This window comes from Pseudomonas sp. GL_093 (assembly GCF_057837605.1).
The window spans coordinates 3,056,440-3,082,637 of the sequence record NZ_CM174448.1 but is presented as its reverse complement, the minus strand read 5'-3'; the positions used below and the strand labels follow the sequence as shown (position 1 = coordinate 3,082,637).

Sequence of the window (26,198 nt, the reverse complement as noted above, 5' to 3'; positions counted from 1 at the left end):
GCAGTTGCTATGCACTTATCTGATCAAGGAAGAAACGACATTGAAAATAGCTTTTGGCGCCCTGCTGTTGACCTGGCTGACGACTATCGCACTCGCTGACGAGAACCCTGTCGGCTTTCACTCTTCCACACTGGCGGACTCGCACAATGACCGCGCACTGGAGATGGTCGTCTGGTACCCCAGTGCAACTACCGCAGCCACGCAAATGATTGGCGATGATGCGGTGTTCGTCGGTGCTTCTGCCGTTCGTGACGCGCCGCCCGCTGCTGGCAAGCATCCATTGTTGGTGCTCTCCCACGGGTACAGGGGTAACTGGAGCAACCAGATCTGGCTTGCCAGTGCTCTGGCTCATAGGGGTTACATCGTCGCCGCAATCAATCACCCTGGCACCACCACTCATGACCGTAGCCCTCAAGCAGCGGCGCAGTTATGGCAGCGGCCCGTTGATTTGCGCCGAGCCATTGATAGGGTTACGACTGAACCTGAAAAATTCGGCTTGGTCGCCAATGACCGAATTGCAGTGGTGGGCCATTCACTCGGCGGCTGGACCGCCCTGGAGATCGCCGGTGCTCGTTTCGATCCAGACCGCTTCGCCCATGACTGCAAAGCACACCCGCAGTTAGCAAGTTGCACCGTCTATGGAAAGATAAACCCCGCAAGCACCTCTGAATCACAGGCCGCGTTGGCCGCCGATTGGCGCGATAAACGCGTCACTGCCGTGGTTACATTGGACCTGGGGCTTTCACGGGGCATGACCGATGAAAGCCTGGCCGCGCTGCCGGTACCAACGCTGGTGATCGCTGCCGGCGTACCGTCGCGCGAGCTTCCCGCTGAGTTGGAGTCTGCCAACCTGGCCAAACGCCTGCCTGCGGCGTCAAGCCGTTACGTCGAAATCAGCGACGCAAGCCATTTCACTTTTCTGTCGGTGTGCAAACTTGGCGCGGAGGTAATGCTCGAAGAAGAAGTACCAGGCGATGGCATCATTTGTAGGGATGGCGACAGCGCTCGCCCGCGTGGGGTGATTCAACAGCAGATTACATCGCTGATAGCAGAGTTTCTTCAGTCATCTATCTACAAAGAAGACAGTTTGTAAAATCGTGGTACGAGAGCATGTCATCTAATTAGTAGTTAGACCTCAGGAGAGATCCCCGATGCCCAGAGAATTCGAGCTCATTACGTCCGTGCCAGTCCCCTCGAGGTCCGGCATCACCCACCTTTACAAGTCAATGAACCTGGCGGACGCTTTTGCGATTCGGCTCCCTGCGGGCACATCCAGCAATCCAGATTTGCTAGCTCGATTCATCTTTTCCCACCAGCCATCCTGGATCGGATGGCTCATAAAAGTCCGAGACACTATCGTTGCCTGTTTTGGTCTCAAGACAGCCAAACACTTGGCATCACTTGCTAATCGGATTGGAGTCTTCAAGGTCTACAGCACGAACCAGACTGAAATCGTGTTGGGAGAGGACGACAAGCACCTCGACTTCCGGATATCGGTTCTGTGTTCTGGAGAGGCAGAGCCAGAAGGCAGTCACCAACTCGTTTTTTCAACCGTGGTCCAGTGCCACAACCGTCTAGGCCGGGCCTACATCTTCGTCATTGCCCCATTTCACCGCTTGGTTGTTAAGGCCAGCCTCCTCCGTGCAGCGCAAGTCGGTTGGCCTCTGGCTACCTGCCCCTAAGGCTGAGAACGCTGTGTGCCCCAAGGAAAAAGGGGACTGATTTATTTTCTCAAGACATGGAAATGCGCGACATGCTCGCCGCACTGGGTATCGTCAAAGGCAAACCGTTCAAACCAGAGCCTGCCACCCGCGACCTGCTCGACAAGGCAGCGAAAACCGCAAGCAAGATCGGCTATGCCATTTCCTACACACCGCAAACCATTGTCGCCAATGGCACCTGGTATCCGGATCGCAAGTGGTTGAACGTATTCCCCGGCAATGCGACGTTCACCGCCGACACCTTCAATTACATCGACCCGCGCACCGGTTTCTTCACCAATGCCTACTCGGCCAGCCCGGGCATGGCGGTGAACATGGAAAACGTCGGCGCCAAGTACCCGGCCACCTTCGTCGATGCCAAAGGCCAATTCCTGTCCGGCAGCAACAGCTACTCGCTGAACCTGCCCAAAGGCATTCCGGCGGCACTGTTCTGGTCGGTGACGGCGTATGACTCGATCACGGCATCAGGCCTGGATAACGGCCAGCCGTTCCCGTCGCTGAATACCATAGACAAACCCGTCACCAACACCGACGGCTCAATCGACGTGCATTTCGGCCCGAACTCACCAGGCGCCGGTAAAAACTGGATCAAAACCCTGCCGGGCGAAGGTTACTTCGTGATTCTGCGGTTATACGGCCCGACCAAAGCGTTCTTCGACAAGGCATGGAAACCGGGGGACTTGATGAAACAATGATCTGAGATGCGTCTGAACCACATGAGTGCATTAATGCACTCATGTCTTCGGCATTTTTGACCGACAGCTTCGGTCGATTGCAGCCCTTCGCGACAGGCAGCAATCGGTTGTGGATTCAACCGGTCGATGCAACAGATTGGCTAAATCGTTCAGCACGCGTTGTGCGACATCCATCTATCCCCTCTACGACTGAATCTACGATTGAATAGATAATGATGCGGTCATTTGCGCGTGACACGCCGCCAGAATTTCATCGGCCAGCGCCGAGTCGTCAGGACAGGCGCGCGATAACATGATCGCGCCGACCGCGCGCGCAAGCAGGTCGATCATTTTCACCCTCGCCTCACCCGGCACCGCATCCGGCCCGGTCGGGTATTTTTCGCCGAGCGTTTGCAACGTGCGCTCGATGCCTTCAGCGAATGCCGACTTCAAATCGCCTGACTGACGCGCCGCGTCACCGCACAACGCCGCCATGGTGCAACCCGTGGCGCGCCCGTCGCGATGATCCCTGGACACATACACATCGATGAAATCCTTCACGCTCAATGCTTCGGCGCTGGCCAGTGACTGCGCAAGACTGTTGGCCGAGGCTTCGGCCATCAGGTCAGCCTTCGAACCGAAATGTTTGTAGAAACCGCCATGGGTGAAACCGGCGGCGGCCATCAGGTCGGCCACGCCGACACCGTCAAAACCGCGCTCGCGAAACACGACTGAGGCCGTTTCGACGATGTGCTCCCGATTTGCCTGGGCCTGAGCCTTGGACACTCGCATGTTCGATACCTCGCTACCGCTGGAAATTCATCAGCTGATGATACATAGATGCTGATCATAATCAAAACCGTTGACAGTTTAGATTTCGATCATCATCCTAATCGCAAGCGATATGACCATTTACCAACGGGCACGGAACAAACACCCATGAGCGACCTGAATCTGTTTACCCCCTACACGCTTGGCACCCTGACGCTGTCAAACCGCGTGGTTCTCGCCCCGCTGACGCGCAATCGCGCAGGCAAAGGCTTTGTGCCGAGTGAGTTTGCTGCTGCCTATTACAGCCAGCGGGCCAGCGCGGGCTTGCTGATTTCCGAAGCCTCGCAGATCTCGCAGCAGGGACAGGGCTATCAGGACACGCCAGGCATTTACACACCGGCTCAGATAGAGGGATGGCGCAAAGTGACCGATGCCGTTCACGCCAAAGGCGGGAGAATTTTCCTGCAACTGTGGCATGTGGGCCGTGTTTCCCACGTCGATCTGCAACAGCACGGCGCGGCGCCGGTAGCCCCTTCCGTGCTTCGTCCTGCGACCAAGGTGTTCGTAAACAATCGCTTCGAGGACGTTTCCGAGCCGCGAGCGCTGGAGACTGACGAACTGCCGGGCATCGTCAACGATTTCCGCCAAGCGGCGGCAAACGCCATGGCGGCAAGCTTCGACGGCGTGGAAATCCACGGTGCAAACGGCTATTTGCTGGATCAGTTCATCAAGGACGGCGCCAACCTGCGTACTGATGCCTACGGCGGCTCGATCGCAAACCGTGCGCGCCTGCTGCTGGAAGTGACGGCCGCGGTGGCCGCCGAGATTGGTGCTGATCGCACGGGCATTCGTCTTTCGCCTGTCTCGCCGGCCAATGGTGTATCGAGCAGTGATCCACAGGCTCAGTTCGATTACATCGTCGACCAACTCAATACTCTGGACATCGTTTATCTGCACATCGTCGAAGGCGCGACCGGTGGGCCACGCGACGTGGCGCCCTTTGATTTCGACGCCTTGCGCCAGCGCTTCAAGAACACTTACATCGCCAACAACGGCTATGACCTGGACCTGGCCACGGCACGCCTTGCGGATGACAAGGCCAACCTGATCGCCTTTGGCCGCCCTTTTATCGGCAACCCTGATCTGGTGGAGCGGCTCAAGACCGGTGCGCCACTGTCTGCCTTCGACCCCTCCACGCTCTACGGCGGCGGTGCGGCGGGATACATCGACTACCCGACGCTTGCCGAATCAAGCGCTGCCGCGAACTAGGCACTGACTGATCGAGCCTGGTTTTACTCGTGCATCAATCCCACTCCATGTTCCTGATAAAGAGCTGACATCATGACTACTCACCCTACCGTTCTCATCACTGGCGCTTCCACCGGCATCGGCGCGGTTTACGCCGAGCGTTTCGCCCAACGTGGGCATGATCTGGTGTTGGTCGCCCGCGACCACTTGCGCCTGGAAACGCTCGCCGCAAAGCTGCGTGGCGAACACAACGTCGCCGTTGAAGTGCTTCAGGCCGACCTGACTCAACTCAGCGACCTGCACACCGTCGAAGCGCGCCTGCGGGATGACGCGCGCATCGGCATCCTCGTCAACAATGCCGGCGCCGCACAGTCCGGCAACTTCATCGAGCAAAGCACCGACAGCGTTGCGCACCTGGTGGCCCTCAACACCACCGCGCTGGTGCGGCTCGCCAGCGCCATCGCGCCACGCCTGGCCAAAGCAGGTGAAGGCGCGATCATCAACATCGGTTCGGTGGTGGGTCTGGCGCCTGAGTTCGGCATGTCGGTCTATGGGGCGACCAAGGCGTTTGTGCTGTTCCTTTCCCAAGGCCTGAGCCTGGAACTTTTGCCTCAGGGTGTTTATGTGCAAGCCGTACTGCCCGCCGCCACCCGCACGGAGATTTGGGATCGCGCCGGTATCGATATCAACACCTTGAGCGAAATCATGGAAGTGGATGATCTGGTCGATGCCGCACTGGTTGGCTTCGACCGTCGCGAACCGGTGACCATTCCTCCGCTGCATGAAGGCGAGCGCTGGGATGCCCTGCAAACTGCGCGTCAGGGTCTTTTGTCGCAGATCAGGCAGTCCGCCGTGGCGGAACGTTATTTGACTCAAGTCTGACCCATGTCGAGCAGGTCGGCCTCGTCTCGCAATCGGACGGAGTAAACATGACCCATATGGTTATAAGCAATCACCCGGGTTCGCAGTCGTCATTTATCAACGCGGCGAACCAGTCGGTTCTGATTGGCGGGATACCCTTCGCTTATCGTGACCTGGGGCCCAGGACGGAGGTCCCGCTGGTCATGTTCAACCATTGGGGGGCAGTGTTGGATAACTTTGACCCCAGGATCATCGACGGTCTGGCAAAAAACCGGCGTGTCATCACTACTGATTACCGCGGTATCGGTGGCTCGGGCGGCGCCGCGCCATTGACCGTTGGTGAGATGGCTGACGATGCCATCGGCCTGATTCGTGCGCTGGGTTTTGACAAGGTGGACCTGCTCGGCTTTTCACTCGGCGGCTTCGTCGCTCAAGACATCGCCCTGAAAGCTCCCGAACGCGTGCGCAGGCTGATCCTCACCGGAACCGGACCGGCCGGTGGCACAGGCATCGACAGCGTCGGTTCGGTGACCTGGCCATTAATGATCAAAGGTTTGCTGACGCTACGAGATCCCAAGTTCTACCTGTTCTTTACCACCACGGCCAACGGACAACGCGCCGCGTCCGAGTATTTGCAACGATTGAAAGAGCGCCGGCAAGACCGGGACAAAGGCCCGACACCCCGCGCGTTTTTACGGCAATTGAAAGCCATTACTGCGTGGGGCAAGCAGGCGCCGCAAGAACTCGGTCGCCTGCGGATGCCGACGCTGATAGCCAACGGGGACAACGACATCATGGTGCCCACTGTTAACTCGATTGAGCTGGCAAAGCGAATCCCCAACGCGCAACTGATCATTTACCCGGACGCCGGGCACGGCAGCATTTTCCAGCACCATACTGATTTCGTGGCCAAGGCTTTGGCGTTCCTCGACGCCTGACAGCCTGCACGTCTCATCGCATCAACGTTGCCGGGGCCGCGCCCCATTTTCATTCCACCGACAAGAGCAGCTGCAACATGAAGGCATTTTTTATCGACCACTACGGCAAGCAGAACGGAATGATTGGCGAAGTGCCCGACCCTGCGGTCGGTGTGCATGACGTTCTGATCCAGGTGCATGCAACGAGCGTGAACCCGTTGGACTCGAAGATCAGAACCGGGGAATTCAAACTGATCCTGCCCTATACATTTCCATTGGTATTGGGCAATGACCTGGCTGGAGTGGTCGTTCGCACGGGTTCGGCGGTGAAGCGATTCAAGCCAGGAGACGAAGTCTATGCACGTCCTCCCGAGGCACGGATCGGGACGTTTGCTGAACTGATCGCCGTGAACGAAAACGCGCTCGCGCTGAAACCCTCGAATCTCGACATGGCCGAAGCGGCTTCCATCCCCTTGGCCGTCTTGACGGCCTGGCAGGCGCTGGTTGAGACCGCCCAGGTGAAAAAAGGCCAGAAGGTGTTGATTCATGCCGGATCCGGCGGTGTCGGCACGCTTGCCATCCAGCTCGCCAAACACCTTGGCGCCTTCGTTGCGACCACCACCAGCACGGCGAATGTCGAATGGGTGAAAGCACTCGGGGCGGATGTGGTCATCGATTACAAACAGCAGGATTTTGCAAACGAGTTGCGCGATTTCGACGTGGTGTTGAACAGCCTCGGTGCCGATGTACTGGAGAAATCGGTCAAGGTTCTCAAGCCTGGCGGACAGCTCATTTCCCTTTCGGGGCCGCCGACCGCGCAGTTTGCCCAAGAGCAAGGCTTGTCCTGGGTGCTGGGGCAAGTCATGCGCCTGCTGAGCAGCGGTATTCGCAGAAAAGCCCGCAAGCACGGGGTGAACTATGCATTTTTGTTTATGCGTGCCGACGGGATGCAACTGCAAAAAATCACCTCGCTTATCGAGGCTGGCGTCATCAAACCGGTCATCGATCGTTCCTTCCCTTTTGAATCGACTGCCGAGGCGTTGCGGTACGTCGAGCAGGGCAGATCAAAAGGCAAAGTCACCATAACAATCAAATAAGCGCACTACAAAAAATGTCAGTAGATAACGTGCATGCCGCCAAGTATCAGACTCCAGCGCCTGAACCAGAGGAGCAGCCACCGCACAACAGGCATACACAAGAGCAGTTGCAACTGGAAGTCGCGCCTGTAGAAAAGCCGATGATCATTTGGCGTAGCTTGATGCTTGAGCAGTAACGAGAAATGCTTCATCTGCAACACTCCTTCTGCTTACACAGAATTTAGTTGTGTTGCGTCGACCGGTTGAATCCACAGTCTTCAGCCACTTTTCGTTTTCTTGCTGACAGGCCTCACGAAAACGCGCACCGGCGCTCATCAAACCCAAGAGGCTGGAGTCTTCGATAAACACCGTGATGTGCAACGCTGCGCCAGTGGCGTAGACCTCGCTCATGCGAACGTCCCTACTTCGCCGTCCCACCACGCGGCTTGTAAAAAAGAAACATCGAAGTCTCGGTGGTCTTGATGTATTTCCTCGCCCAAGCGGGTTTCACTTTCCTGTCGTGGAAATACATCGCGCCGTGGGTTCGGTCGTTCAGTTGCTTGTTGAGCGCCTTGCGTGCGATTTCCTTGGCAATCGCGTATTGGGTTTCTTCCTGGACCTGATCCGAGCGTCCATCACACCACCACGAAAACTGACAATTTTTGGTTTCAGAGCCCTGTTTGACCACGGCACATACCGTGTCCGGAAAGCCCTCATGGCCCAGGCGGTTCATGACGACGCTGGCGACGGCTTCCATGTCGGCGGGCGATTTGCCTTTGGATTCCCAATAGATGGAGCGAGCCAGGCAGGTGATTGCATCGTCCATAGGCGACTGACCGGCCGGATCGACCGCCTGAGCCTCAGATGTGGTGATGGTTTCGGACTTGGGCACAGGTACATCGGTGCCCTTCTCCGCAGCTTTCTGCTCAAGGACCTCGGCCTTGTCCTCAGCCACTTGCTTTTTTTGCTCTTGCTCAGACGCGATGGCGTGACCGGCAAGAAGGGTTATTGCGAAGCAGGTGGCTATCCAGACAACTCGCATGATCGACCTTTCTGACGGAACCGGAAGCACGCCACACTGGCGACTTTGCTTGATTGTAGTTGCCAGAATTCATTCCAACAGACGGACAAAAAAAACAGTCTTGGGGCGTGAAAAGTCATTGTGCTGGCGGGGGTGAAATCGCGCATCATGGGCGCAGTCAGCTCAAGGGGATTTCCATGCGCTTCAAATCATCTGCTATGCGTCTTGCTACGTTGTCACTGGGGATGTTGTTCGCCGTGAATGCGTTGGCGGCCGACGAGAAACAACTGATTGATTCGATCAACCTCTACCGCAGCCAGGTGCAGCGCTGCGCGGGTCAGGTCTCGCAGGAACTGCCACCGCTGGCCGGCGACCCACGGCTGGCGCTGAACGCCAACAGCGTCGGCAATCTGCAGCAGGCAATGGCCAGCGCGGGTTATCCGATGAAGAATGTACAGGCGATCAGCCTGTCCGGGCCGCGCGATGCGCCGTCGGCGATGAAAGCCATTCAGGAAAGTTTTTGCCAGATCGTGCTGGACCCGCAATTCGTCGATGTCGGCGTCAGCCACCAGGACCGCGAGTGGCGCATCGTGCTGGCGCGGCCACTGTTAAGCGGTCGCCTGGGCGACTGGCAGTCGGAAGGTCAGAAGCTGTTGGCCGAACTCAACATCGCACGCAGTCAGCCGCGCCAGTGCGGCACGCAATCCTTTGCCGCCGCCACGCCACTGGCCTGGAACGCCGCACTGGCGACGGCGGCCGAGGAGCACGCCCGGTCGATGGCCAACAACAATTACTTCGATCACAAGGACCGCGATGGCCGCATGCCGGGTGATCGGGCTGAGCTGGCAGGCTACAGCGGCGGGCAGGTCGGCGAGACCATCGCTGCCGGCCAAGACACTGTGCGCAAGGTGGTCGATGGCTGGGTGTCCAGCGCCGGTCACTGCGCGAACCTGATGAACCCAAATTACCGGGAGATGGGCGCGGCCTATGCGGTTGATCCGAAGAGTGATCCGGGGATTTACTGGACGGCGATGTTCGGGGCGCAGTAACGCCCGTTTTTTTGCAGGCACAAACCCGGAACTCACTGTTGGGCTCCGGACAGTAAAAACCCGTCATAGATTCTGTCGATCACTTGGTCATCCATAGTGATTGGACGTCCCGCCAAGTTGCTTTTAGCCTGCGCTAACCAACTCCGTAAACAGCGCAATAGCCATTAACAATGGACTCCTGCGCAGGCAGAACACCATGATCGTCAGACCCAAACCCAACCTGATCAACATCCTGATTGCGCTCAAGGGCTCGATTGCCAAGCGAATTGCGTTACGTAGCCTGATGGTGACGCTGCTGGCCTCCGCCATCGTGCTCGTCGAAACAATGCACCCCAGCTACTTTGCAAAGGTCAACGCGACGCCCTTCACGTTGCTGGGCTTGTCCCTTTCTATTTTCATGAGCTTTCGCAACAACGCCTGCTATGACCGCTGGTACGAAGCGCGTAAAGCCTGGGGCGAAATGATGGTCGCGATCCGTTCGATGATTCGTGAAACCCAGGTCATCAAGGACGCGGAAGAGCGGCAGAAGATCCTGCGCAACCTCTGCGGTTTCGCCCATGCGCTGAACGCCAAGTTGCGCGCGGAAAATGAACTGGACGCGGGTTGCGACTGGCTTGAGCCGATGCCGAAGGGCAACGCACCTGACATCAGTGGGCGCATTCTGATCCAGGTCGGCCAACAGTGTTCAGCACTTGGCGAGTCAGGGGTAATCAGTGAGTGGCGCTACACGCTAATGGCCAACCACCTGACAAGTCTGACCCGGTCCCAGGCGGTCTGTGAACGAATCAAACACACGCCACTGCCCTTCCCCTACACCCTGTTGCTGCACAGAACCATCTACCTCTTCTGCATTTTGCTGCCCTTCGCGATGGCCGAACCACTGGGCTGGCTGACACCGGTTTTCACCGCCATCGTCAGCTATACCTTTTTCGGTCTGGATGCGATTGGCGATGAGCTGGAGGACCCGTTCGGCCGCGATGAAAACGACCTGCCTACCGATGCAATGGTGCGCAACATCGAACGTGATGTCCTGGCGGCGCTGGGTGCAACGCAGCTTCCCCCGGTTCTGGAACCCGTCGACTATGTGTTGGGGTGAGTTCGGCGTTTGAGTCAGTACGCTCCTTACTTCCGCCCGCAGCAGGCTCATTGCATGGCGCTTCACGCCTCCACCTGCACCACCTCAATCCCGAGTTTCTGATAGTCCTCGACATTGCCCGACGCCACATGACGCTCGGTGATCAGGGTATGAATGCGCTGACACGGCGCAACCACGAACGGCTCCACCGCCCCCAGTTTGTCGGCGGTGGTGACGGCAACGACGTGGGAGGCGCTGGCGAGCATCGCCTGTTTGACCGGCACCTCGTCGAAATGCAGGGAGCTGATGCCGACTTCCGGGTGAATCGCGCAGACCCCGGTGAACAGCAGATCAGCCTTGATGCCCTCGATCAGCCGCAGGGTTTCATGTCCGCTGGCCGACATGGTCGCAGGGTTGAGTTGTCCGCCGGCCAGAATCACCGTGATGCCTTTGTATTCAGCCAGGGTGATCGCGATCATCGGCGAGGCGGTGACAGCCGTAATGGCAATGTCCGACGGTAGAGAACGGGCGATCTGCAGCGTCGTGCTCCCCGAATCGAAAATCACAATCTGGCCGTTGTGTACCTGGCGTGCGGCGAGTTGCGCCAGGTGTGTTTTCACCTCATCGGTTTCGCTGACGCGGGTGAAATAATCCTTGCCGGTATCCTTGGGCCGCGGCAGCGCCCCGCCGTGCACCCGCTGCACCAGCCCGGCGGTCGCCAGCTCTGCCAGATCACGGCGAATGGTGTCTTCGGACACCGCGAAGTGCTGGCTCAACTCGCTAGCCATGACCTTGCCATCACGTTCGAGGATCAATAGAATTTTTTGCCGGCGCAGATGAGGGAGCTCGGCGGCTGAGTGTGAGTCGTGCATGTTTTTGCCCGTTTTTGCCCGTTTTTGCGCGTAATTGCGTGTTTGTGCGAGACTAGCCAAAGCGCGGGATAAACACAAACAGCCGGCTATCAATTGTTTCGATGATTCATATCATGAAGCCGAATTTTTTATTTGTTTGTGACCTATTCAAGATGGCGCCATCAAAAATGTTTTGGATGAAAACTTCATGAATCTAAATTTTGCCTTTGCCTGCATGATCGTGGTCTCGTTCGCGATTGCGTTGGGCCACGCCTGATCAGCAGAAGCCAAGGGTTAGCGAATCAGAGGGGGTCGAGCGCCGCGGTGCTTGGGGAACGCTGGTAGAAAAGCCATAAGCCTTGCCAAACATGGTCTATAACCAGTGTCGACATGATTTGGATCAGGGAGCCTTGAAGTCTCCCTCGCTAAATTGATCTCTTGAAAAAAAGCCGACAAGTGACTGTCCGCTAGGAGATTCCCCGCATGAAAACCCTGAAAATAGCCGCCAGTGATTCCGCGTTCGATTGTTTCCAGACCTCCCGAGAAGTGATTCCGCTCAATCAAACCGACTACACCGACGTCGCGGTTGCGGTGTTCTCTGTGGAGGATGTGATGGCGGGCGCCCTGGACGTCCTGCAACGTACCGGTTTCGATATCCCCATATTTCTCGTCGCCTCCCCCGGTTCCGGCAACCGCGCCCGGGACGTCTACAAGCACCTGCAAGATGTTCTGCTTCAGGTAAATGGCATTTTTGACCCCTCGCGAAACAACGCCGAATACCATGGCAACCAATTGGAGACTGCGGCAAAAGCCTATGAAGAAAGCCTCCTGCCGCCGTTCTTCGACGCGCTCAAGCACTACACCGAATCGGCCAACGCGACGTTCGCCTGCCCGGGCCACCAGGGCGGCCAGTTTTTCCGTAAACACCCGGCTGGCCGGCAGTTCTTCGACTTCTTCGGCGAGACCCTGTTTCGCGCCGACATGTGCAACGCCGACGTCAAGCTCGGCGATTTGCTGATCCACGAAGGCCCGGCACTTCTGGCGCAAAAGCACGCGGCGCAGGTGTTCAACGCCGACAAGACCTACTTCGTACTCAATGGCACATCGGCCTCCAACAAGGTGGTCACCAATGCGCTGCTCACGCCTGGCGACCTGGTGCTGTTCGACCGCAACAACCACAAATCCATTCACCAGGGTGCGTTGATCCAGGCGGGGGCGACCCCGGTTTACCTGGAAACCGCGCGCAACCCCTATGGTTTCATCGGTGGGATTGACGCCCATTGTTTCGAAGAAGATTACCTGCGCGAACTCATCAGAGAAGTCGCACCGGACAAGGCCGAGCTGCCACGGCCGTTTCGCCTGGCGATCATTCAACTGGGTACCTATGACGGCACCATCTACAACGCCAGACAAGTCGTCGATCGCATCGGAAAACTGTGCGACTACATCCTGTTTGACTCGGCGTGGGTGGGCTACGAACAATTCATCCCGATGATGAAGGATTGCTCGCCGCTGCTGCTGGATCTGCACGAGAACGACCCCGGGATCTTTGTCACTCAATCGGTGCACAAACAGCAGGCGGGGTTTTCCCAGGCGTCGCAGATCCACAAGAAAGATCGCCATATCAAAGGCCAGGACCGTTATTGCAACCATGCACGGCTGAACAACGCCTTCATGGCCCAAGCGTCTACCAGCCCGTTTTACCCGCTGTTCGCCTCACTGGATGTGAACGCGCGCATCCATTCCGGCCGCAGTGGCCTGCGCCTGTGGGAAGACTGTGTGAAGTTCGGCATCGACGCGCGCAAGTTGATTCTGGAAGCGTGCACCCTGGTTCGCCCCTTCGTGCCGGATACCATTGACGGGCGCCCCTGGCAGGACCATCCGACTGAAGACATCGCCAACGACATCCGGTTTTTCGAATTCCATCCGAAGGATCGCTGGCATGCCTTTGGCGGTTACGCCGACAAGCAATACTTCATCGACCCCTGCAAGTTGCTGTTCACAACACCCGGCATCGACCCGATCGATGGCAGTTACACCGACTTCGGCATCCATGCCGGCATCCTCGCCAATTTCCTGCGCGAGAATGGCATCGTTCCGGAAAAGTGCGACCTGAACTCGATTCTGTTCCTGCTCACCCCGGCCGAAGACTGGGCGAAGATGACTCATCTCGCCGCACAGATCGCGCGCTTTGAACGCTTCATCAGTGATGACGCGCCGATGAGCCGGGTGTTGCCGGCCATCTATGCGCAGCATCAGGAGCGCTATCGCAACTACACCATTCGCCAACTCTGCCAGGAGATGCACGACCTCTACCGCACCCACAACGTCCAGCAATTGCAGAAGGCAATGTTCCGCAAGGAACACTTCCCGAAGAAGGCGATGAACCCGCAGGCCGCACAGTTCGAATTCATCCGTGGCAACGTCGAACTGGTGGCGCTGGCAGACGCCGAGGGTCGCATCGCTGCCGAAGGTGCGCTTCCCTATCCACCCGGCGTGCTCTGCGTGGTGCCCGGGGAAATATGGGGCGGTGCGGTACTTAAATACTTCCTGGCGCTGGAGGAAGGCATCAACTCACTGCCCGGCTTCACGCCGGAACTCCAGGGCGTGTACTTGAAACAGGAAGGTGATCGCATTCGAGCCTATGGGTACGTGATCAAGACGTGAGTCTTCACACCGCGCCCACAATAAATGCTCGCAGCCATTGATGCGCCGGATCGCGATGACAGCGCTCCGGCCAGAGCATGCTCATCTCGTAACCCGGCACCTCCAGCGGCGGCTCGAGCACCGCCAGCCCATTTACGTCTCGAACCAGCCGTGCTGGCAGCATCGCCACCAGGTCCGTGCTCTCCAGCACCGAGCGGACAAACAGGAAGTGCGGAACCGACAGCACGACCCGGCGCGTCAGCCCGACTTCGGCGAGCGCCCTGTCGGTGGTGCCGTGAAAACCACCGCCATCCGGCGACACGATCACATGATCGAGCTCGCAGAATTGCGCCAGCGTCGGGCGCTTTTGCAGGCGCGGATGGTCGGCACGTCCCACCAACACATAGCGCTCGGTAAACAGTGCCCGGCGATGCATACCGGGTGGCGAGTCCTCGCTGGTATGAAAGGCCAGATCGATGGCGCCCTGCTCCGCTTGTTTGGCCAGTCGTGGCGGGACTAGGTCAAACACCGCCAGGCGCGTGCCCGGTGCTGCCGAACGCAGCCCGGCCAATGCGGGCAACAGGATGGTCGACTCGCCGTAATCGGACGCCATGACCTTCCATGTCTGTTGCGCCTCGGCCGGGTTGAAAGCGTCGGCCGGCGACACCGCGCGCTCCAGTGCTTCCAGTGCCTGGCGCAGCGGTTCGCGCAATTCATCGGCGCGGGCGGTGGGCCGCATGCCCCGTGGGCCCGGCAGCAACAGCGGATCGCCAAAAATATCGCGCAACTTCGCCAGGTGCACACTCACCGACGGTTGCGACAGATTCAGACGGTGAGCCGCGCGGGTCACGTTGTGTTCCGAGAGCAGGACATCAAGGGTCAGCAACAGGTTGATGTCCAGCCGCCGCAGATTATTCATGACAATACCTGGCATATTGGTTATTCATTTCCAATATACCGGTCAACGTCCGATCCTGCAGCCTCCAGACACCGGAGACTCAGTGATGAATGTTTTGCTCGTTTATGCCCACCCTGAACCCAAGTCCTTGAACGGCTCGCTCAAAGATTTCACCGTCGAACGGCTGGAAGCTGCCGGCCACCAGGTCCAGGTTTCAGACTTGTACGCGATGAACTGGAAAGCCCCGCTGGATGCCGATGACAGCATCGGCCGGCCCAGCGACTCGCGTTTCGATCCGTCGTTGGACTCCAAGCGTGCGTACGCAGAAGGCCTGCAACAACACGACATCGCGCGTGAGCAGGAGAAGCTGATGTGGGCGGACGCGGTGATTCTGCAATTTCCCCTGTGGTGGTTTTCGATGCCGGCGATCCTCAAAGGCTGGGTGGAGCGGGTCTACGCCTATGGTTTCGCCTATGGCGTGGGGGAACATTCCGACGCGCGCTGGGGCAACCGTTATGGGGAAGGCACGCTGGCAGGCAAGCGAGCGATGCTGGTCGTGACCGCCGGCGGCTGGGAGTCTCATTACAGCCCGAGAGGCATCAACGGTCCGATCGACGACCTGCTATTCCCGATCCAGCACGGCGTGTTGTTTTACCCAGGTTTCGAGGTGCTGCCACCGTTCATGATCTATCGCACTGGCCGAATGGACGACGCACGCTTTTCAGCGACGTGTGACGCACTTGGGCAGCGCCTGGATGACCTTTGGACGACGCAGCCCATCGCGTTTCGTCCGCAGAATTCGGGGGCGTATGAGATTCCGCAACTGACGTTGCGCGATGAGATTGCTGCGGATGAATTCGGGTTTGCGGCTCACATTGGGGAATCAGCCCGGGGTTGAGCGTGATGGCGAGTGGATATCTGCGCGAAGCCTATTATGCTTCAGGAAACCTTGCAGCGATGCGAGGCCGTCAGCCTGTGTGCATGCTTCGCGCAATCCGTAATCCGACGACATCAGCCCCAGGGCCTGGGTGCGGCAAAAAAGTAACGAGGTACTCCGGCCTATAACAAGAACGACGGAGAAGACTCATGGCCGCAATCGACAACACTTCCACGAGCAGCGCGCCCCACCACGGGATCACCAAGGAGGAGCGCAAGGTCATTTTCGCCTCGTCCCTGGGCACCGTGTTCGAGTGGTACGACTTCTATCTTTATGGGTCTCTCGCCGCGATCATTGCCAAGCACTTCTTCGCCGGCGTCAATGAGACAACGTCCTTCATCTTCGCGCTGCTCGCGTTCGCTGCGGGCTTCGCGGTACGCCCCTTCGGCGCCATCGTGTTCGGCCGACTGGGGGACATGATCGGGCGCAAACACACCTTTCTCATCACCATCGTGATCATGGGTATCTCCACCGCCGTGGTGGGCTTTTTGCCCGGCTACGCGACCATCGGCGTGGCGGCGCCGATCATCCTGATCAGCCTGCGCCTGCTGCAAGGCCTGGCCCTGGGCGGTGAGTACGGCGGCGCGGCGACCTATGTGGCGGAACATGCGCCGAAAGGCAAACGCGGCTACTTCACCTCGTGGATTCAAACCACTGCAACCCTTGGGCTGTTCCTCTCGCTGCTGGTGATCCTCGCCTGCCGCACGATCCTCGGCACAGAAGCCTTCGAGGCCTGGGGCTGGCGGATTCCGTTCCTGCTGTCGATCTTGCTGCTGATCGTCTCGGTGTACATCCGCCTGCAACTCAGCGAGTCGCCGGTGTTCTTGAAGATGAAAGCCGAAGGCAAGTCCTCCAAGGCGCCGCTGACCGAATCCTTCGCCCGCTGGGACAACCTCAAAATCGTGATCATGGCCCTGCTCGGCGGCACTGCCGGCCAGGCCGTCGTCTGGTACACCGGGCAGTTCTATGCGCTGTTCTTCCTGCTGCAGACACTGAAGATCGACCCGCAAACCGCCAACCTGTTGATTGCCGGCTCCCTGCTGATTGGCACGCCGTTCTTCGTCATATTCGGCAGCCTGTCCGACCGCATCGGCCGCAAAGGGATCATCATGGCCGGCTGCATCCTGGCGGCAGTGACCTACTTCCCGATCTTCCAAGCGTTGACCCAATACGGTAACCCCGACGTGTTCATCGCGCAGGAGAAGAACCCGGTCACGGTGGTCGCCGATCCCGGCCAGTGTTCGTTCCAGTTCGACCCGGTGGGCAAGGCCAAATTCACCAGCTCCTGCGACCTCGCCAAGACTGTGTTGGCAAAGCGGGCCATTCCCTACAAGAACGAGAAAGCCGAACCGGGCTCCGTCGCGCAGGTGCGCATCGGCGACAAGGTGATCCAGGGCTTCGAGGGCACCGGCATGCCGGGCGCCGACTTCAAGGTCAAGAACGACGCCTTCGCCGCCACCCTCGGCACCGCACTCAAGGACGCCGGCTACCCCGAGAAAGCCGACCCGGCCAAGACCAACTACCCGATGGTGCTGCTGCTCCTGACCATCCTGGTGATCTACGTGACCATGGTCTACGGCCCGATCGCCGCCTGGCTGGTGGAACTGTTCCCGGCGCGCATCCGCTACACCTCGATGTCGCTGCCCTACCACATCGGCAACGGCTGGTTCGGCGGCTTTCTGCCCACCGTGGCGTTCGCCATGGTCGCGGCCACGGGTGATATCTATTACGGGCTGTGGTACCCGATTGTCATCGCGGTGATGACGGCCATTCTTGGCACGTTCTTCCTGCCGGAAACCAAGGATCGGGAAATTCATCACACCTAAGGCTGGTATCCGCCCTCTCCTGTCTGGGAGAGGGCAATCCAGAGACGATCAAACGGTCTACGCTCATCCACATTGCGTCGGGGGTTCCTTCCCCGCGCACTGATGGAGGGCACCGTCATGATCCGTCTGTTAACCGTTTTTATGCTGCTTGCGCTCAGCATCCCGGTCGAAGGCGTCACGCTCCATGTGCGCGTCGGCGGCAAGGGGCCCGCCGTGGTGCTGCTGCATGGCTTCGGCGACACCGGCGACATGTGGGCGCCACTGGCCGCCGATCTGGCCAAGGATCACACCGTCGTCGTGCCGGACCTGCGCGGCATGGGCCTGTCATCGATCCCGGACAGCCGCTACGACAAGAAGACCCAGGCCGGCGACATCCGTGCGTTGTTGGCAGCGCTGGGTATCGAACACTCGGTGGTCATCGGCCACGACATCGGCACCATGGTCGCCTTCGCCTACGCCTCGCGTTATCCGCAGCTGACCGATCGCCTGGTGGTGATGGATGCGCCTGTGCCGGGCATTCCCCCTTGGAACGATATTGTCCGCTCGCCGATGTTGTGGCACTTCGACTTCGGCGGACCGGATGCCGAACGCCTGGTCGCCGGTCGGGAGCGTATCTACCTGGACCGCTTCTGGAACGAGTTCGCGGGCGACCCCACCAAGGTAGATGAAGCCACCCGTCAGCATTACGCCAAACTCTATGCCCGACCTGGCGCCATGCACGCGGCCTTCGCCCAGTTCCGCAGCATTCGACAGGACACGGTGGACAACGAAGCGTCGACGGCCACGCGGCTGACGATGCCGGTGCTGGCCGTCGGTGGGGAAAAATCATTTGGGGAGAATGAAGCGATCGTGATGCGCAATGCAGCGGACACGGTGACGCAGGTGGTGATTCCGGGTGCGGGACATTGGCTGATGGAGGAAGCACCAACGCAGACCATTCGAGCGATTCGCGACTTCATTGCACAGTAACGCAACTCGTACTGTGTAGCAGCTGGCGAAGCCTGCGTTCGGCTGCGCAGCAGTCGTGTTGTCCAGGCAATGCGATGCTTCAGGAAAACCGTGTGCACAGGTTTACGACTGCTGCGCAGCCGAACGCAGGCTTCGCCAGCTGCTACACAGTGCGGGACGCAATTGATCTATTTGTTCGGCTTGTCAGGAACGCAACACGCCAATCGCCCGTCGATACTTTTCAACCCGCTCCAGGTCTTCCCACGACGGCTGCGCTATCCGCGACAGATCGCTGTTCTCTTCCAGGTCCGCCAGTTTCACCACCCGCCCAATCGGGTTCTGCGCCGCGCGTTCGACGAAGGCTTCGTAGGACTCACCCGGCACTTTGGTCACCGACTCGATGGCTGTCAGAACGGCTTCGCTGAAGCCTTCCTTGCGCAGGTCATCAAGGCTGATGCCGCAGTCCTCAACCACGTCATGCAGCACGGCGACGATGCGTTCTTCCAGCGTCGTGACCCGCAACATGACTTTCAGCGGATGCAGGATGTAAGGGCTACCGCCCTTGTCGATCTGCCCCTCGTGCGCGGTGGCGGCGATGGCAATGGCGCGCTCCAGTGTCTGGCTCATGTCGTTCTCCCTTGGGTAATCGGCGTTCGCATTGGAGCTCGCCGCAATGACCGTGAAAATCCGGGCTCAGCCCAACAGATGCTGTGAGATGAGTTTGGAAATCTCGACCATCGACGTCCTCCCAGTGAACTCAAACTTCACTCTGCCCAGCGCCGAGAAGTAGATTTCCAGCTCAGAATCCAGGTCGAAGGTGCCCGAGGTTTCCACGGAGTAAGCGACGATGTTTTTGTAAGGCAACGAAGTGAAGTCTTTTTTGCTGCCGGTGATGCCTTGCACGTTCACCGCGATGATTCGTTTATTGGTAAACACCACGCCGTCGCGCATGGATTTATAGGCATCAATGACCTGCTCGCCGTCCAGCAGCAACGCGGTGACTCGCTCCGCGTACTCGTTGTTTTGCTTGAGTTTGAAAAAGCCTTTGTTGTTGAAATCGATCATCCGCCATCCCCTTCCTTAAAGAGTGTTCCCTGGACTGCCAGCGCGTGGCGCGGCGAGCATACCATCGGGCCTGGGCTTTTTGCGCCCCCTCCCACAGCGGATCTGAAAAACCAATGGAACCCTGCGCCTCATCGCGTTTTCGAAACCCTATCAGCGCTGATCTTTGAACAAACATGACGCCATTGGAGAGGAAATCCCGATGAACAGTAGACTGCTGTTTCTGCTTGCCAGCCTGAGTCCCGCCCTGGTCATGGCTGAAGGCTGTGACGTGCTGACCCGCTCCCAAAGCCCTGATGTGCCGGTGGTCGAAACGCATAGCTGCTATGAGTACGAAGGCATGCCGGTGAACGCCATCGATTGGTCATGCAGCAACGAGAGTAAAGACATGCTGACCAGCACCAAGAAAAAAGTCGAACAGTGCGCCGATCATTCTCAGGCCACTTGCATCGCCACGTTGACGCAAGAATCACTGGCCAATCCTCACTCCACCAGCAAGGACAAGAGCAGCGCATCGCTGAGTATTCCGAACAATGCTCAGGTCACTACGTATTACTACGGCGCTGAGCATTTGAGTCAGGCGAAAATTGATTGCGAGTCGGGCGGTGGTCACTGGAAAGCGCAGTAGCCACTCAAGAACGTTAAAGCGCCTTCACCATCGGGATGCAAGCGAGTTGCAGGCCAGAGGGCGAATGGTAAATAGCCGTCTGCTCACCGACGAAACCGCATCGCCGGTAGAAGTCAGCAGCGTTCAACGTAGCGTCCAGATTAACGTCCTCCAGACCCAGATCCCGCGCCAGGCATTCAAGGTAATCCAGAATGCGCTTGCCAATGCCCCGCTGCATAAAGCCCGGCAGGACAAAGATCGCGCCGATTTCACGCCTCTCCAGATCAAGCATGCCTGTCGCCACGGGTTCTCCCTGAAGACACCCCAGATAGAAGTGTTTTTCCATCAGGTCGCAATATCCGTCCTCGGCGGCCCCTGCCGTCCAGACGTCCATTTGCTGCGGGGTATAGGCGCCGATGCATTGATGCCGTATCGCTTGACGGCGAATGTCGAATGCCGCCCGGCAATCGCCGTGATGGGCTCGTTTGATCTCTAACATTTCAATCTCCATTAGCCATCGGCGGACGGAGAACTAAAAAGCCCCGTCCATTTCTGGCGGGGCCTTGGTTAATACGTCAGGTTCCAAGCACGCATGACCTCATGGCCCGCCGGAAGCGGTCATGGAGGAATACATCATGTACGTGCGAGGTGTGTAGGTCATGGGCAGATAGTGTTGTTGGAGAAGTGGGTTGTCAATCTTGTGCCCCAAACTGCGCTGGTTAACCCTTAACAGCCGCTTCAATCGCAGCGACGTCGATCTTTCCCATCGCCATCATGGCGTCGAACGCGCGCTTGGCCGCCGCTTGATCAGGATTGGTTATCGCGGCGGTCAGAACGCGTGGTGTGATCTGCCATGACACTCCCCACTTGTCCTGGCACCAGCCGCATACATTTTCGTGGCCGCCATTTCCGACAATCGCGTTCCACAAGCGGTCCGTTTCGGCCTGGTCGTCGGTCGCCACCTGGAACGAAAAAGCCTGGTTGTGCTTGATCGCCGAGCCCCCGTTCAGTCCGAGACAAGGGATGCCCATCACCGTGAACTCGACCGTCAGGACATCGCCCTGCTTGCCTGCCGGATAGTCGCCGGGCGCGCGAAGGACAGCTCCCACCTCGCTGTCCGGGAAGGTTTCAGCGTAGAACGTCGCAGCGTCCAACGCGGTGCCGTCGTACCAGAGGCAAATCGTGTTTTTGCTGATCATCTTGGTTCTCCAGAATCGGAACGGGTCCGTGCATTTTAGCAGCGCATTCAGCGGGGCGGCTTTGGCAACTGGCGTCACCCTGGTCTGCCAACTTCAGTAGCTGCTCCGCATCGGAGGCGATAACATCCCGGCCTCGCATGGAGTGTGCGAACACCTACTCAAAGGATGAACACATGAGCCGCACCGACCACATCTGCCTGATGGCGACCTATAACCAATGGATGAACGCAAAGATCTATGGGGCAACCAGGTGCTTGTCCGATGATGAGCTCTCAGCCGATAGGAAAGCGTTCTTCAAGTCTATTCTCGGGACGCTAAACCACGTGGCAATCGGAGACACTGTGTGGCTAAAGCGATTCGCCAAGCATCCAGCGGACCACTCGGCACTGGCGCCGGTGAGGCAACTTTGCGATCCGGAAAGCCTCGACCAATTGTTGTTCTCTACTGTTCCAGAGCTCTCAGTGCATCGAGAGAGACTCGATCAGATAATCGTCGAATGGGCTCACTCTATTACAGAGTCCGATCTAGACCACGCTCTTCATTACGCCAGCATGAACGGTGTAGTGTCCGATAAGAATTTTTACAGCCTTGTCATGCATTTTTTTAACCACCAAACCCATCACCGTGGCCAGGTTACTACGCTGCTTTCACAGGCTGGTATTGATGTAGTTGATACAGATTTAGTCTTTCTCATTCCATCCCGATCCTGCATATAAAAGCGACAGCTCTGGTTGTTCCTGACAGTCGTTGTCCGGTACTGCCCCTTCAGTCCGGGAACTCTTTTCGTGCACCTTGAAGGTAGAAAACCCCAAGCAATCACCTAAGCTCTAAGGGGAGATTTTGCGCTGCTACAAATTGATAGCACCACACTATGGAACACGCTCCATCAATGCGATTTCCATGGATTGCCGATACCAAGAAGGTAGCCCTCCACCCGAAAAGGAGCCACTCATGTTCAAGCCCGGTCACCTGAACCGTACCAATGCTCCTGGCACTCCCGGAGTCCCGGAATACAACATTGATGTCTTCTATGAAGTCCGCCGCGACCCCAAGGAAGGCATGCTGATGCACTTCAAGATGGACGGAGCGGTATCAGGTAAAAGCTTCACTGAAGAATTCGATATGCACCGCGACACGGCCTTCAACTTTGCCAGCCGCGTGGCAAAGGCTGCGGCCAAGCATGGAGTGCCCGCCAATGCCAGTCTCATCATGCGCGGGCACACAGAATACGACGCGATGTTCGAGGATATTCGCGACAAACTCGGCGTCAAACCGGGCGATCCAGTCAATCTGGATAACGCTGAGAAAGACCGTCGCTGAGTGACGCCAATGCCACTCAGCGCGCCCCCTCCACCGGATGGATCACGAGGTAGCTGTCGACGGCATCGTCGATGGTGGGAAAGAACGCCGATTCGCCAAGCCGTGCGAACAGCCCGAATCGCTTCAGCTTGTCTTTGACCGGGTCCTTCATCTCGGCCACGCGCAACTTGATGCCCGCCGCGTGCAAGGTGTCGTCCAGTTCAGCCAGCATGTCGGCGGAGGTCACGTCCACACTGGTGACGGGTTCCGCCGCAACGACCAACCAGCGCACGGGCGTAGGCGACGACGCCACGGCGTCGAGCACTCGGTCATTGAACAGTTCGGCGTTGGCGAAAAACAACGGCGCATCCCAGCGAAACAGCACCAGGCCGGGGATAAGGCTCGCGTCGGGATAACGCTGGATGTCGTGGTAGCCCTTGACCCCCTTGGCTTGCCCCAGCACCGCGGAATACGGCCGCCAGCCATCCCACAGAAATTCGATGACGGCGATCACGATGGCCAGCCCGATGCCCTCGATCGCGCCGAACACGGCCACACCGACGGTGCAGACGATCGACAACCAGAACTCCCAGCGCTGGATGCGATAAATGCGCCGCAGGTCGGCGACTTCAATCAGGCCGATGGCCGACGCGATCACGACTGCTGCCAGTGCGCTGCTGGGCAAACTCTGCAACAGGTTCGGCGCCACCAGCAACAGCAGGGCAACGGCCAACGCGCCGACAACCCCGGTCAACTGGGTTTTGGCGCCTGCGGCTTCGGCCACGGGGGTACGCGAAGAACTGCTACTGACCGGAAAGCCCTGGAAAAATCCAGCCGCCAGATTGGCAAAACCGAGCCCAGCCATCTCCTGGTTCGGATCGACGAAGGTACGGGTCCGTGCCGCATAGACACGAGAGAGCACGCTGGTGTCGGCGAACGACACCAGGGCCACGGCAAAACCGCCGATGAGCACGGGGACAATATCGGCCTGGGTGATCCAGGGGATGGCGAACGCGGGTAAACCTTGTGGAAGAGCACCGAGGACCGACACTCCCGCGCGCGCGGCAAGGTCCAGCACACCGACGGCGACGGTTGCACCTGCCACTGCGATCAAGATGCTCGGCACACGCTTGTTGCCTTTGAGCAGCAGGATCACGACCAAGGTGGCCGCGCCGATCATGAACGCGGTCCAGTTGGTTTTTCCATCCATCACCCCTGTGACGATGGCCCATATGTTTCTCAGCGGGCCGTGGGACTCAATCGAAAAACCGAAAACTTTGGGTAATTGACTGATCAACACGGTCAGCGCGATGCCGTTCATGTACCCGTAGCGGATCGGCTTGGACAGCAACTCCGTAATGAAGCCCAAACGCATGATGCCCGCCAGGATGCACACGGCGCCTGAAACGATCGCCATCATGCCCGCAAGGGCGACGGCGCGATGCGGGTCGCCGCCCGACAGGGGCAAGACGACAGCCAGGATAACGGCGGCCAGTGAGGAATCCGGGCCCAGCACCAGAATCCGGCTAGGCCCGAACAATGCGTAAGCGAGTAGCGGAACGATGGTCGCGTAGAGGCCATAGATGCCGGGTACGCCCGATGCCACGGCGTAGGCGATGCCGACGGGGACCAACATCGTGGTGAGCACCAGCCCGGCCATGATGTCGTGACGCAACCAGGCAATCTGGTACCCGCGCAGCGTGCGAAGTCCAGGAAGCCAGCGGCCCCAGCCGGTATCGTCGCCGGTATCCCGGCGTGCAATCCGGCCCGGTTCCGGGACGGGAGGCGAAGCATCCGAATCGCTCATAGAACTGTGGCCTTTAGGTGTACAGCGCAGATTCGCTTACACGTGCCCGTCAGAACTTTTCGGGCACTCGCCGGTGCGGATAATCCGGGTCGCGATAGCCGCCTGGCTTCTGCCGCTTGGGCAATATCACCTTCTCGTGTTCGACTTCCTTGTACGGGATGCGACTGAGTAAATCGGTGATGATGTTAAGGCGGGCCCGCCGCTTGTCGTTCGAGTTGGCCACCAGCCATGGGGCATGATCGGTGTCAGTCGCCTTGAACATGTCGTCACGTGCACGTGAATAGTCATACCAGCGGCTGTATGACTTGAGGTCCATGGGGGTCAGTTTCCAGATTTTTCGTCCATCCTTGATGCGCTCCTCAAGCCGCCGGGTCTGCTCCTCTTCGCTGACTTCCAGCCAGTATTTGAGCAGGATCACGCCCGAGTCGACGATTGCACGCTCCACCAACGGCGTTGTCTTCAGGAAATTGGCAACCTGCTCTTTGGTGCAGAACCCCATCACCCGCTCGACGCCCGCCCGGTTGTACCAACTGCGATCGAAGATCACCACTTCGCCAGCCGCGGGAAGGTACGGCAAGTAACGCTGGACATACATCTGGCTTTTCTCTCGATCACTCGGCGCCGTCAGCGCTACCACCCGAAAGACACGCGGGCTGACGCGCTCGGTGATCGCCTTGATCGTCCCGCCCTTGCCAGCGCCATCGCGCCCCTCGAAGACGATGCAGAGCTTGATGCCCTTGGCTTTTACCCACTCCTGTAACTTGACCAGTTCGACGTGCAGGGTGCGCAGTTGCTCAAGGTAATCCTTGCTCTTCAGCTTCGGGTTTTCAGCAGATTTATTCTTAGGGGCTTTTTTCTTGTCCTTTGCCATGACCAAGACCTCATAGATGCCAGTCGCCAGTAGGTAAACAGCGTAGGTTGCTATCTGCTCATCCGCCGAGCGCGATGATCGCGGTGATTAAAACGGCCCCGGTGACGGCCGTCACAAGACCGCCTTGCCACGGTTTTGCGCCGGCGTACTTCGAAAGCATCCAACCGGCGATGAACAGCACCCCGAGTCCGACCAGGTTAGACAGGCGTACCGCGAGCGCTGTCTGATCAAGTAGCAGAAACGGCACGACAAGCGGGAATGTCGAGAACACCACCAACAGGAAAACGCCGACAGCGCCCCTGAAATCATCCCAACCGAGGCGCGGCTGTACCGGCATCGATGAATAATCGACCAGGCGGCGACGCAACGACTCCAACTCTTCAGGGCCGGCCGCTGCTGCGAGACGCGGGGGTAACGCCTCGGCAATGAGCGCTTGCCCGGCAGCTGCATCCGTCGCACCGAGCAGATTGGTACGAAGCGTACGGTTGCGTGTGCGCTCGATCAGGGTTCGCAGTAAATACATCACGGCGTCCGCGAGTCCCCAGGCGAGGTTGCAACCCAGCGCGGCGATCATCATCGTGCGCTCCGCCTCCTGGCCAGACGTGGCCACGCTGATCGTCCCAGTGAAGGTCATTGCCATCAGCAGGCCAAAGATGACCTCCGTGACACGATCGACCGGATCAAGTACACGGGCCCGCTTTTGCTCTCCAGTGCTTTGCATGCGCTCATCCTCGCCACGGCTGCGTCAGCGTGGTCCTGGTTTTCAGCCGTGCCAGGCTGGCCAAGACCCAGCATCCGCAAGCACACCGAACAGCTTAGTTCAGACTTGACCTG

Annotated in this window: 27 protein-coding genes and 1 pseudogene; 16 read left to right on the top strand and 12 right to left on the bottom strand. The window is 58.5% G+C overall.

Going from position 1 to position 26,198, the window contains the following annotated elements:
• Nucleotides 1-40: 40 nt before the first annotated feature.
• The 3 genes from AC3IUE_RS14280 to AC3IUE_RS14270 all read left to right on the top strand — a co-directional run bounded on the left by AC3IUE_RS14280 (nt 41) and on the right by AC3IUE_RS14270 (nt 2,416).
• Entirely contained in the window at nt 41-1,093 is a 1,053-nt protein-coding gene (locus AC3IUE_RS14280; protein WP_489268242.1) for an alpha/beta hydrolase family protein, read from the top strand.
• 58 nt (nt 1,094-1,151) lie between these two features.
• Nucleotides 1,152-1,682, top strand: coding sequence for a DUF2867 domain-containing protein (locus tag AC3IUE_RS14275; protein ID WP_489268240.1), 531 nt, complete (start codon nt 1,152-1,154; stop codon nt 1,680-1,682).
• Between the two features lie 62 nt (nt 1,683-1,744).
• Nucleotides 1,745-2,416, top strand: coding sequence for a DUF1214 domain-containing protein (locus AC3IUE_RS14270; protein ID WP_489268238.1), 672 nt, complete (start codon nt 1,745-1,747; stop codon nt 2,414-2,416).
• A gap of 195 nt (nt 2,417-2,611) precedes the next feature.
• Here the strand turns inward: AC3IUE_RS14270 and AC3IUE_RS14265 are convergent, their stop codons facing one another.
• Nucleotides 2,612-3,187: a TetR/AcrR family transcriptional regulator gene (locus AC3IUE_RS14265; RefSeq protein ID WP_056745095.1), complete on the bottom strand. Its 576-nt coding sequence runs from the start codon at nt 3,185-3,187 to the stop codon at nt 2,612-2,614.
• 147 nt (nt 3,188-3,334) lie between these two features.
• Between AC3IUE_RS14265 and AC3IUE_RS14260 the strand changes: the two genes are divergently transcribed.
• From AC3IUE_RS14260 to AC3IUE_RS14245, 4 genes are all read left to right on the top strand, one after another.
• A complete protein-coding gene (locus AC3IUE_RS14260) occupies nt 3,335-4,435 on the top strand; it encodes an alkene reductase (protein WP_489268236.1) in 1,101 nt (366 codons plus the stop codon).
• A 72-nt stretch (nt 4,436-4,507) separates the two neighbouring features.
• Entirely contained in the window at nt 4,508-5,296 is a 789-nt protein-coding gene (locus AC3IUE_RS14255) for an SDR family NAD(P)-dependent oxidoreductase (protein ID WP_489268234.1), read from the top strand.
• Between the two features lie 47 nt (nt 5,297-5,343).
• Entirely contained in the window at nt 5,344-6,213 is an 870-nt protein-coding gene (locus AC3IUE_RS14250; protein WP_489268232.1) for an alpha/beta fold hydrolase, read from the top strand.
• 77 nt (nt 6,214-6,290) lie between these two features.
• Nucleotides 6,291-7,289, top strand: coding sequence for an NADP-dependent oxidoreductase (locus AC3IUE_RS14245; protein ID WP_489268230.1), 999 nt, complete (start codon nt 6,291-6,293; stop codon nt 7,287-7,289).
• 255 nt (nt 7,290-7,544) lie between these two features.
• On the opposite strand, the pseudogene AC3IUE_RS14240 reads toward AC3IUE_RS14245, so the two are convergent.
• Nucleotides 7,545-7,664: pseudogene (locus tag AC3IUE_RS14240) on the bottom strand (universal stress protein); the annotation flags it as partial.
• A gap of 25 nt (nt 7,665-7,689) precedes the next feature.
• Nucleotides 7,690-8,310, bottom strand: a complete 621-nt coding sequence (locus AC3IUE_RS14235; RefSeq protein WP_489268228.1) for a cell wall hydrolase — start codon at nt 8,308-8,310, stop codon at nt 7,690-7,692.
• 176 nt (nt 8,311-8,486) lie between these two features.
• Here AC3IUE_RS14235 and AC3IUE_RS14230 point away from each other — a divergent pair, with 176 nt between their 5' ends.
• Nucleotides 8,487-9,338, top strand: a complete 852-nt coding sequence (locus AC3IUE_RS14230) for a CAP domain-containing protein (protein ID WP_046049321.1) — start codon at nt 8,487-8,489, stop codon at nt 9,336-9,338.
• 196 nt (nt 9,339-9,534) lie between these two features.
• Nucleotides 9,535-10,434 (top strand): bestrophin family protein, encoded by a 900-nt coding sequence (locus AC3IUE_RS14225; protein WP_489268225.1) that lies wholly within the window; start codon nt 9,535-9,537, stop codon nt 10,432-10,434.
• 62 nt (nt 10,435-10,496) lie between these two features.
• Here the strand turns inward: AC3IUE_RS14225 and AC3IUE_RS14220 are convergent, their stop codons facing one another.
• Entirely contained in the window at nt 10,497-11,285 is a 789-nt protein-coding gene (locus AC3IUE_RS14220) for a DeoR/GlpR family DNA-binding transcription regulator (protein WP_489268223.1), read from the bottom strand.
• Between the two features lie 462 nt (nt 11,286-11,747).
• On the opposite strand from AC3IUE_RS14220, the gene speF reads away from it, so the two are divergent.
• Nucleotides 11,748-13,931, top strand: a complete 2,184-nt coding sequence (gene speF, locus AC3IUE_RS14215) for an ornithine decarboxylase SpeF (RefSeq protein WP_489268221.1) — start codon at nt 11,748-11,750, stop codon at nt 13,929-13,931.
• Between the two features lie 4 nt (nt 13,932-13,935).
• Here the strand turns inward: speF and AC3IUE_RS14210 are convergent, their stop codons facing one another.
• Nucleotides 13,936-14,829 (bottom strand): LysR family transcriptional regulator, encoded by an 894-nt coding sequence (locus AC3IUE_RS14210; RefSeq protein WP_489268219.1) that lies wholly within the window; start codon nt 14,827-14,829, stop codon nt 13,936-13,938.
• 85 nt (nt 14,830-14,914) lie between these two features.
• Here AC3IUE_RS14210 and AC3IUE_RS14205 point away from each other — a divergent pair, with 85 nt between their 5' ends.
• The 3 genes from AC3IUE_RS14205 (at nt 14,915) to AC3IUE_RS14195 (ending at nt 18,540) form a co-directional block, all read left to right on the top strand.
• A complete protein-coding gene (locus tag AC3IUE_RS14205; RefSeq protein WP_056745112.1) occupies nt 14,915-15,706 on the top strand; it encodes an NAD(P)H-dependent oxidoreductase in 792 nt (263 codons plus the stop codon).
• A 188-nt stretch (nt 15,707-15,894) separates the two neighbouring features.
• Entirely contained in the window at nt 15,895-17,571 is a 1,677-nt protein-coding gene (locus AC3IUE_RS14200) for an MFS transporter (RefSeq protein ID WP_489268216.1), read from the top strand.
• A gap of 117 nt (nt 17,572-17,688) precedes the next feature.
• Nucleotides 17,689-18,540: an alpha/beta fold hydrolase gene (locus tag AC3IUE_RS14195; RefSeq protein ID WP_489268214.1), complete on the top strand. Its 852-nt coding sequence runs from the start codon at nt 17,689-17,691 to the stop codon at nt 18,538-18,540.
• A gap of 183 nt (nt 18,541-18,723) precedes the next feature.
• Here the strand turns inward: AC3IUE_RS14195 and AC3IUE_RS14190 are convergent, their stop codons facing one another.
• Both AC3IUE_RS14190 and AC3IUE_RS14185 read right to left on the bottom strand, forming a co-directional pair.
• On the bottom strand, nt 18,724-19,146 hold the full coding sequence (locus tag AC3IUE_RS14190; protein ID WP_489268212.1) for an HD domain-containing protein: 423 nt from the start codon (nt 19,144-19,146) through the stop codon (nt 18,724-18,726).
• Between the two features lie 66 nt (nt 19,147-19,212).
• Nucleotides 19,213-19,584, bottom strand: coding sequence for a PH domain-containing protein (locus tag AC3IUE_RS14185; RefSeq protein WP_046049313.1), 372 nt, complete (start codon nt 19,582-19,584; stop codon nt 19,213-19,215).
• A gap of 199 nt (nt 19,585-19,783) precedes the next feature.
• On the opposite strand from AC3IUE_RS14185, the gene AC3IUE_RS14180 reads away from it, so the two are divergent.
• A complete protein-coding gene (locus AC3IUE_RS14180; RefSeq protein ID WP_489268210.1) occupies nt 19,784-20,209 on the top strand; it encodes a hypothetical protein in 426 nt (141 codons plus the stop codon).
• Between the two features lie 13 nt (nt 20,210-20,222).
• On the opposite strand, the gene AC3IUE_RS14175 is transcribed toward AC3IUE_RS14180, so the two are convergent.
• The gene (locus tag AC3IUE_RS14175) at nt 20,223-20,687 is read right to left on the bottom strand and encodes a GNAT family N-acetyltransferase (RefSeq protein WP_489268208.1); all 465 of its coding nucleotides are present in this window, start codon (nt 20,685-20,687) and stop codon (nt 20,223-20,225) included.
• 220 nt (nt 20,688-20,907) lie between these two features.
• Complete coding sequence (locus tag AC3IUE_RS14170; protein WP_489268206.1) at nt 20,908-21,387, bottom strand: VOC family protein; 480 nt, start codon at nt 21,385-21,387, stop codon at nt 20,908-20,910.
• A gap of 173 nt (nt 21,388-21,560) precedes the next feature.
• On the opposite strand from AC3IUE_RS14170, the gene AC3IUE_RS14165 reads away from it, so the two are divergent.
• Nucleotides 21,561-22,103 (top strand): DinB family protein, encoded by a 543-nt coding sequence (locus AC3IUE_RS14165; RefSeq protein ID WP_461998745.1) that lies wholly within the window; start codon nt 21,561-21,563, stop codon nt 22,101-22,103.
• 235 nt (nt 22,104-22,338) lie between these two features.
• Complete coding sequence (locus AC3IUE_RS14160) at nt 22,339-22,707, top strand: DUF5064 family protein (protein WP_046049310.1); 369 nt, start codon at nt 22,339-22,341, stop codon at nt 22,705-22,707.
• Nucleotides 22,708-22,723: 16 nt separating this feature from the next.
• Here the strand turns inward: AC3IUE_RS14160 and AC3IUE_RS14155 are convergent, their stop codons facing one another.
• The 3 genes from AC3IUE_RS14155 to AC3IUE_RS14145 are packed head-to-tail and all read right to left on the bottom strand — an operon-like array spanning nt 22,724 to nt 26,085.
• Nucleotides 22,724-24,493, bottom strand: coding sequence for a SulP family inorganic anion transporter (locus AC3IUE_RS14155; RefSeq protein ID WP_489268203.1), 1,770 nt, complete (start codon nt 24,491-24,493; stop codon nt 22,724-22,726).
• A 49-nt stretch (nt 24,494-24,542) separates the two neighbouring features.
• Complete coding sequence (ppk2, locus tag AC3IUE_RS14150; RefSeq protein ID WP_489268201.1) at nt 24,543-25,364, bottom strand: polyphosphate kinase 2; 822 nt, start codon at nt 25,362-25,364, stop codon at nt 24,543-24,545.
• Between the two features lie 58 nt (nt 25,365-25,422).
• Nucleotides 25,423-26,085: a VIT1/CCC1 transporter family protein gene (locus AC3IUE_RS14145; RefSeq protein WP_046049307.1), complete on the bottom strand. Its 663-nt coding sequence runs from the start codon at nt 26,083-26,085 to the stop codon at nt 25,423-25,425.
• Nucleotides 26,086-26,198: the final 113 nt, after the last annotated feature.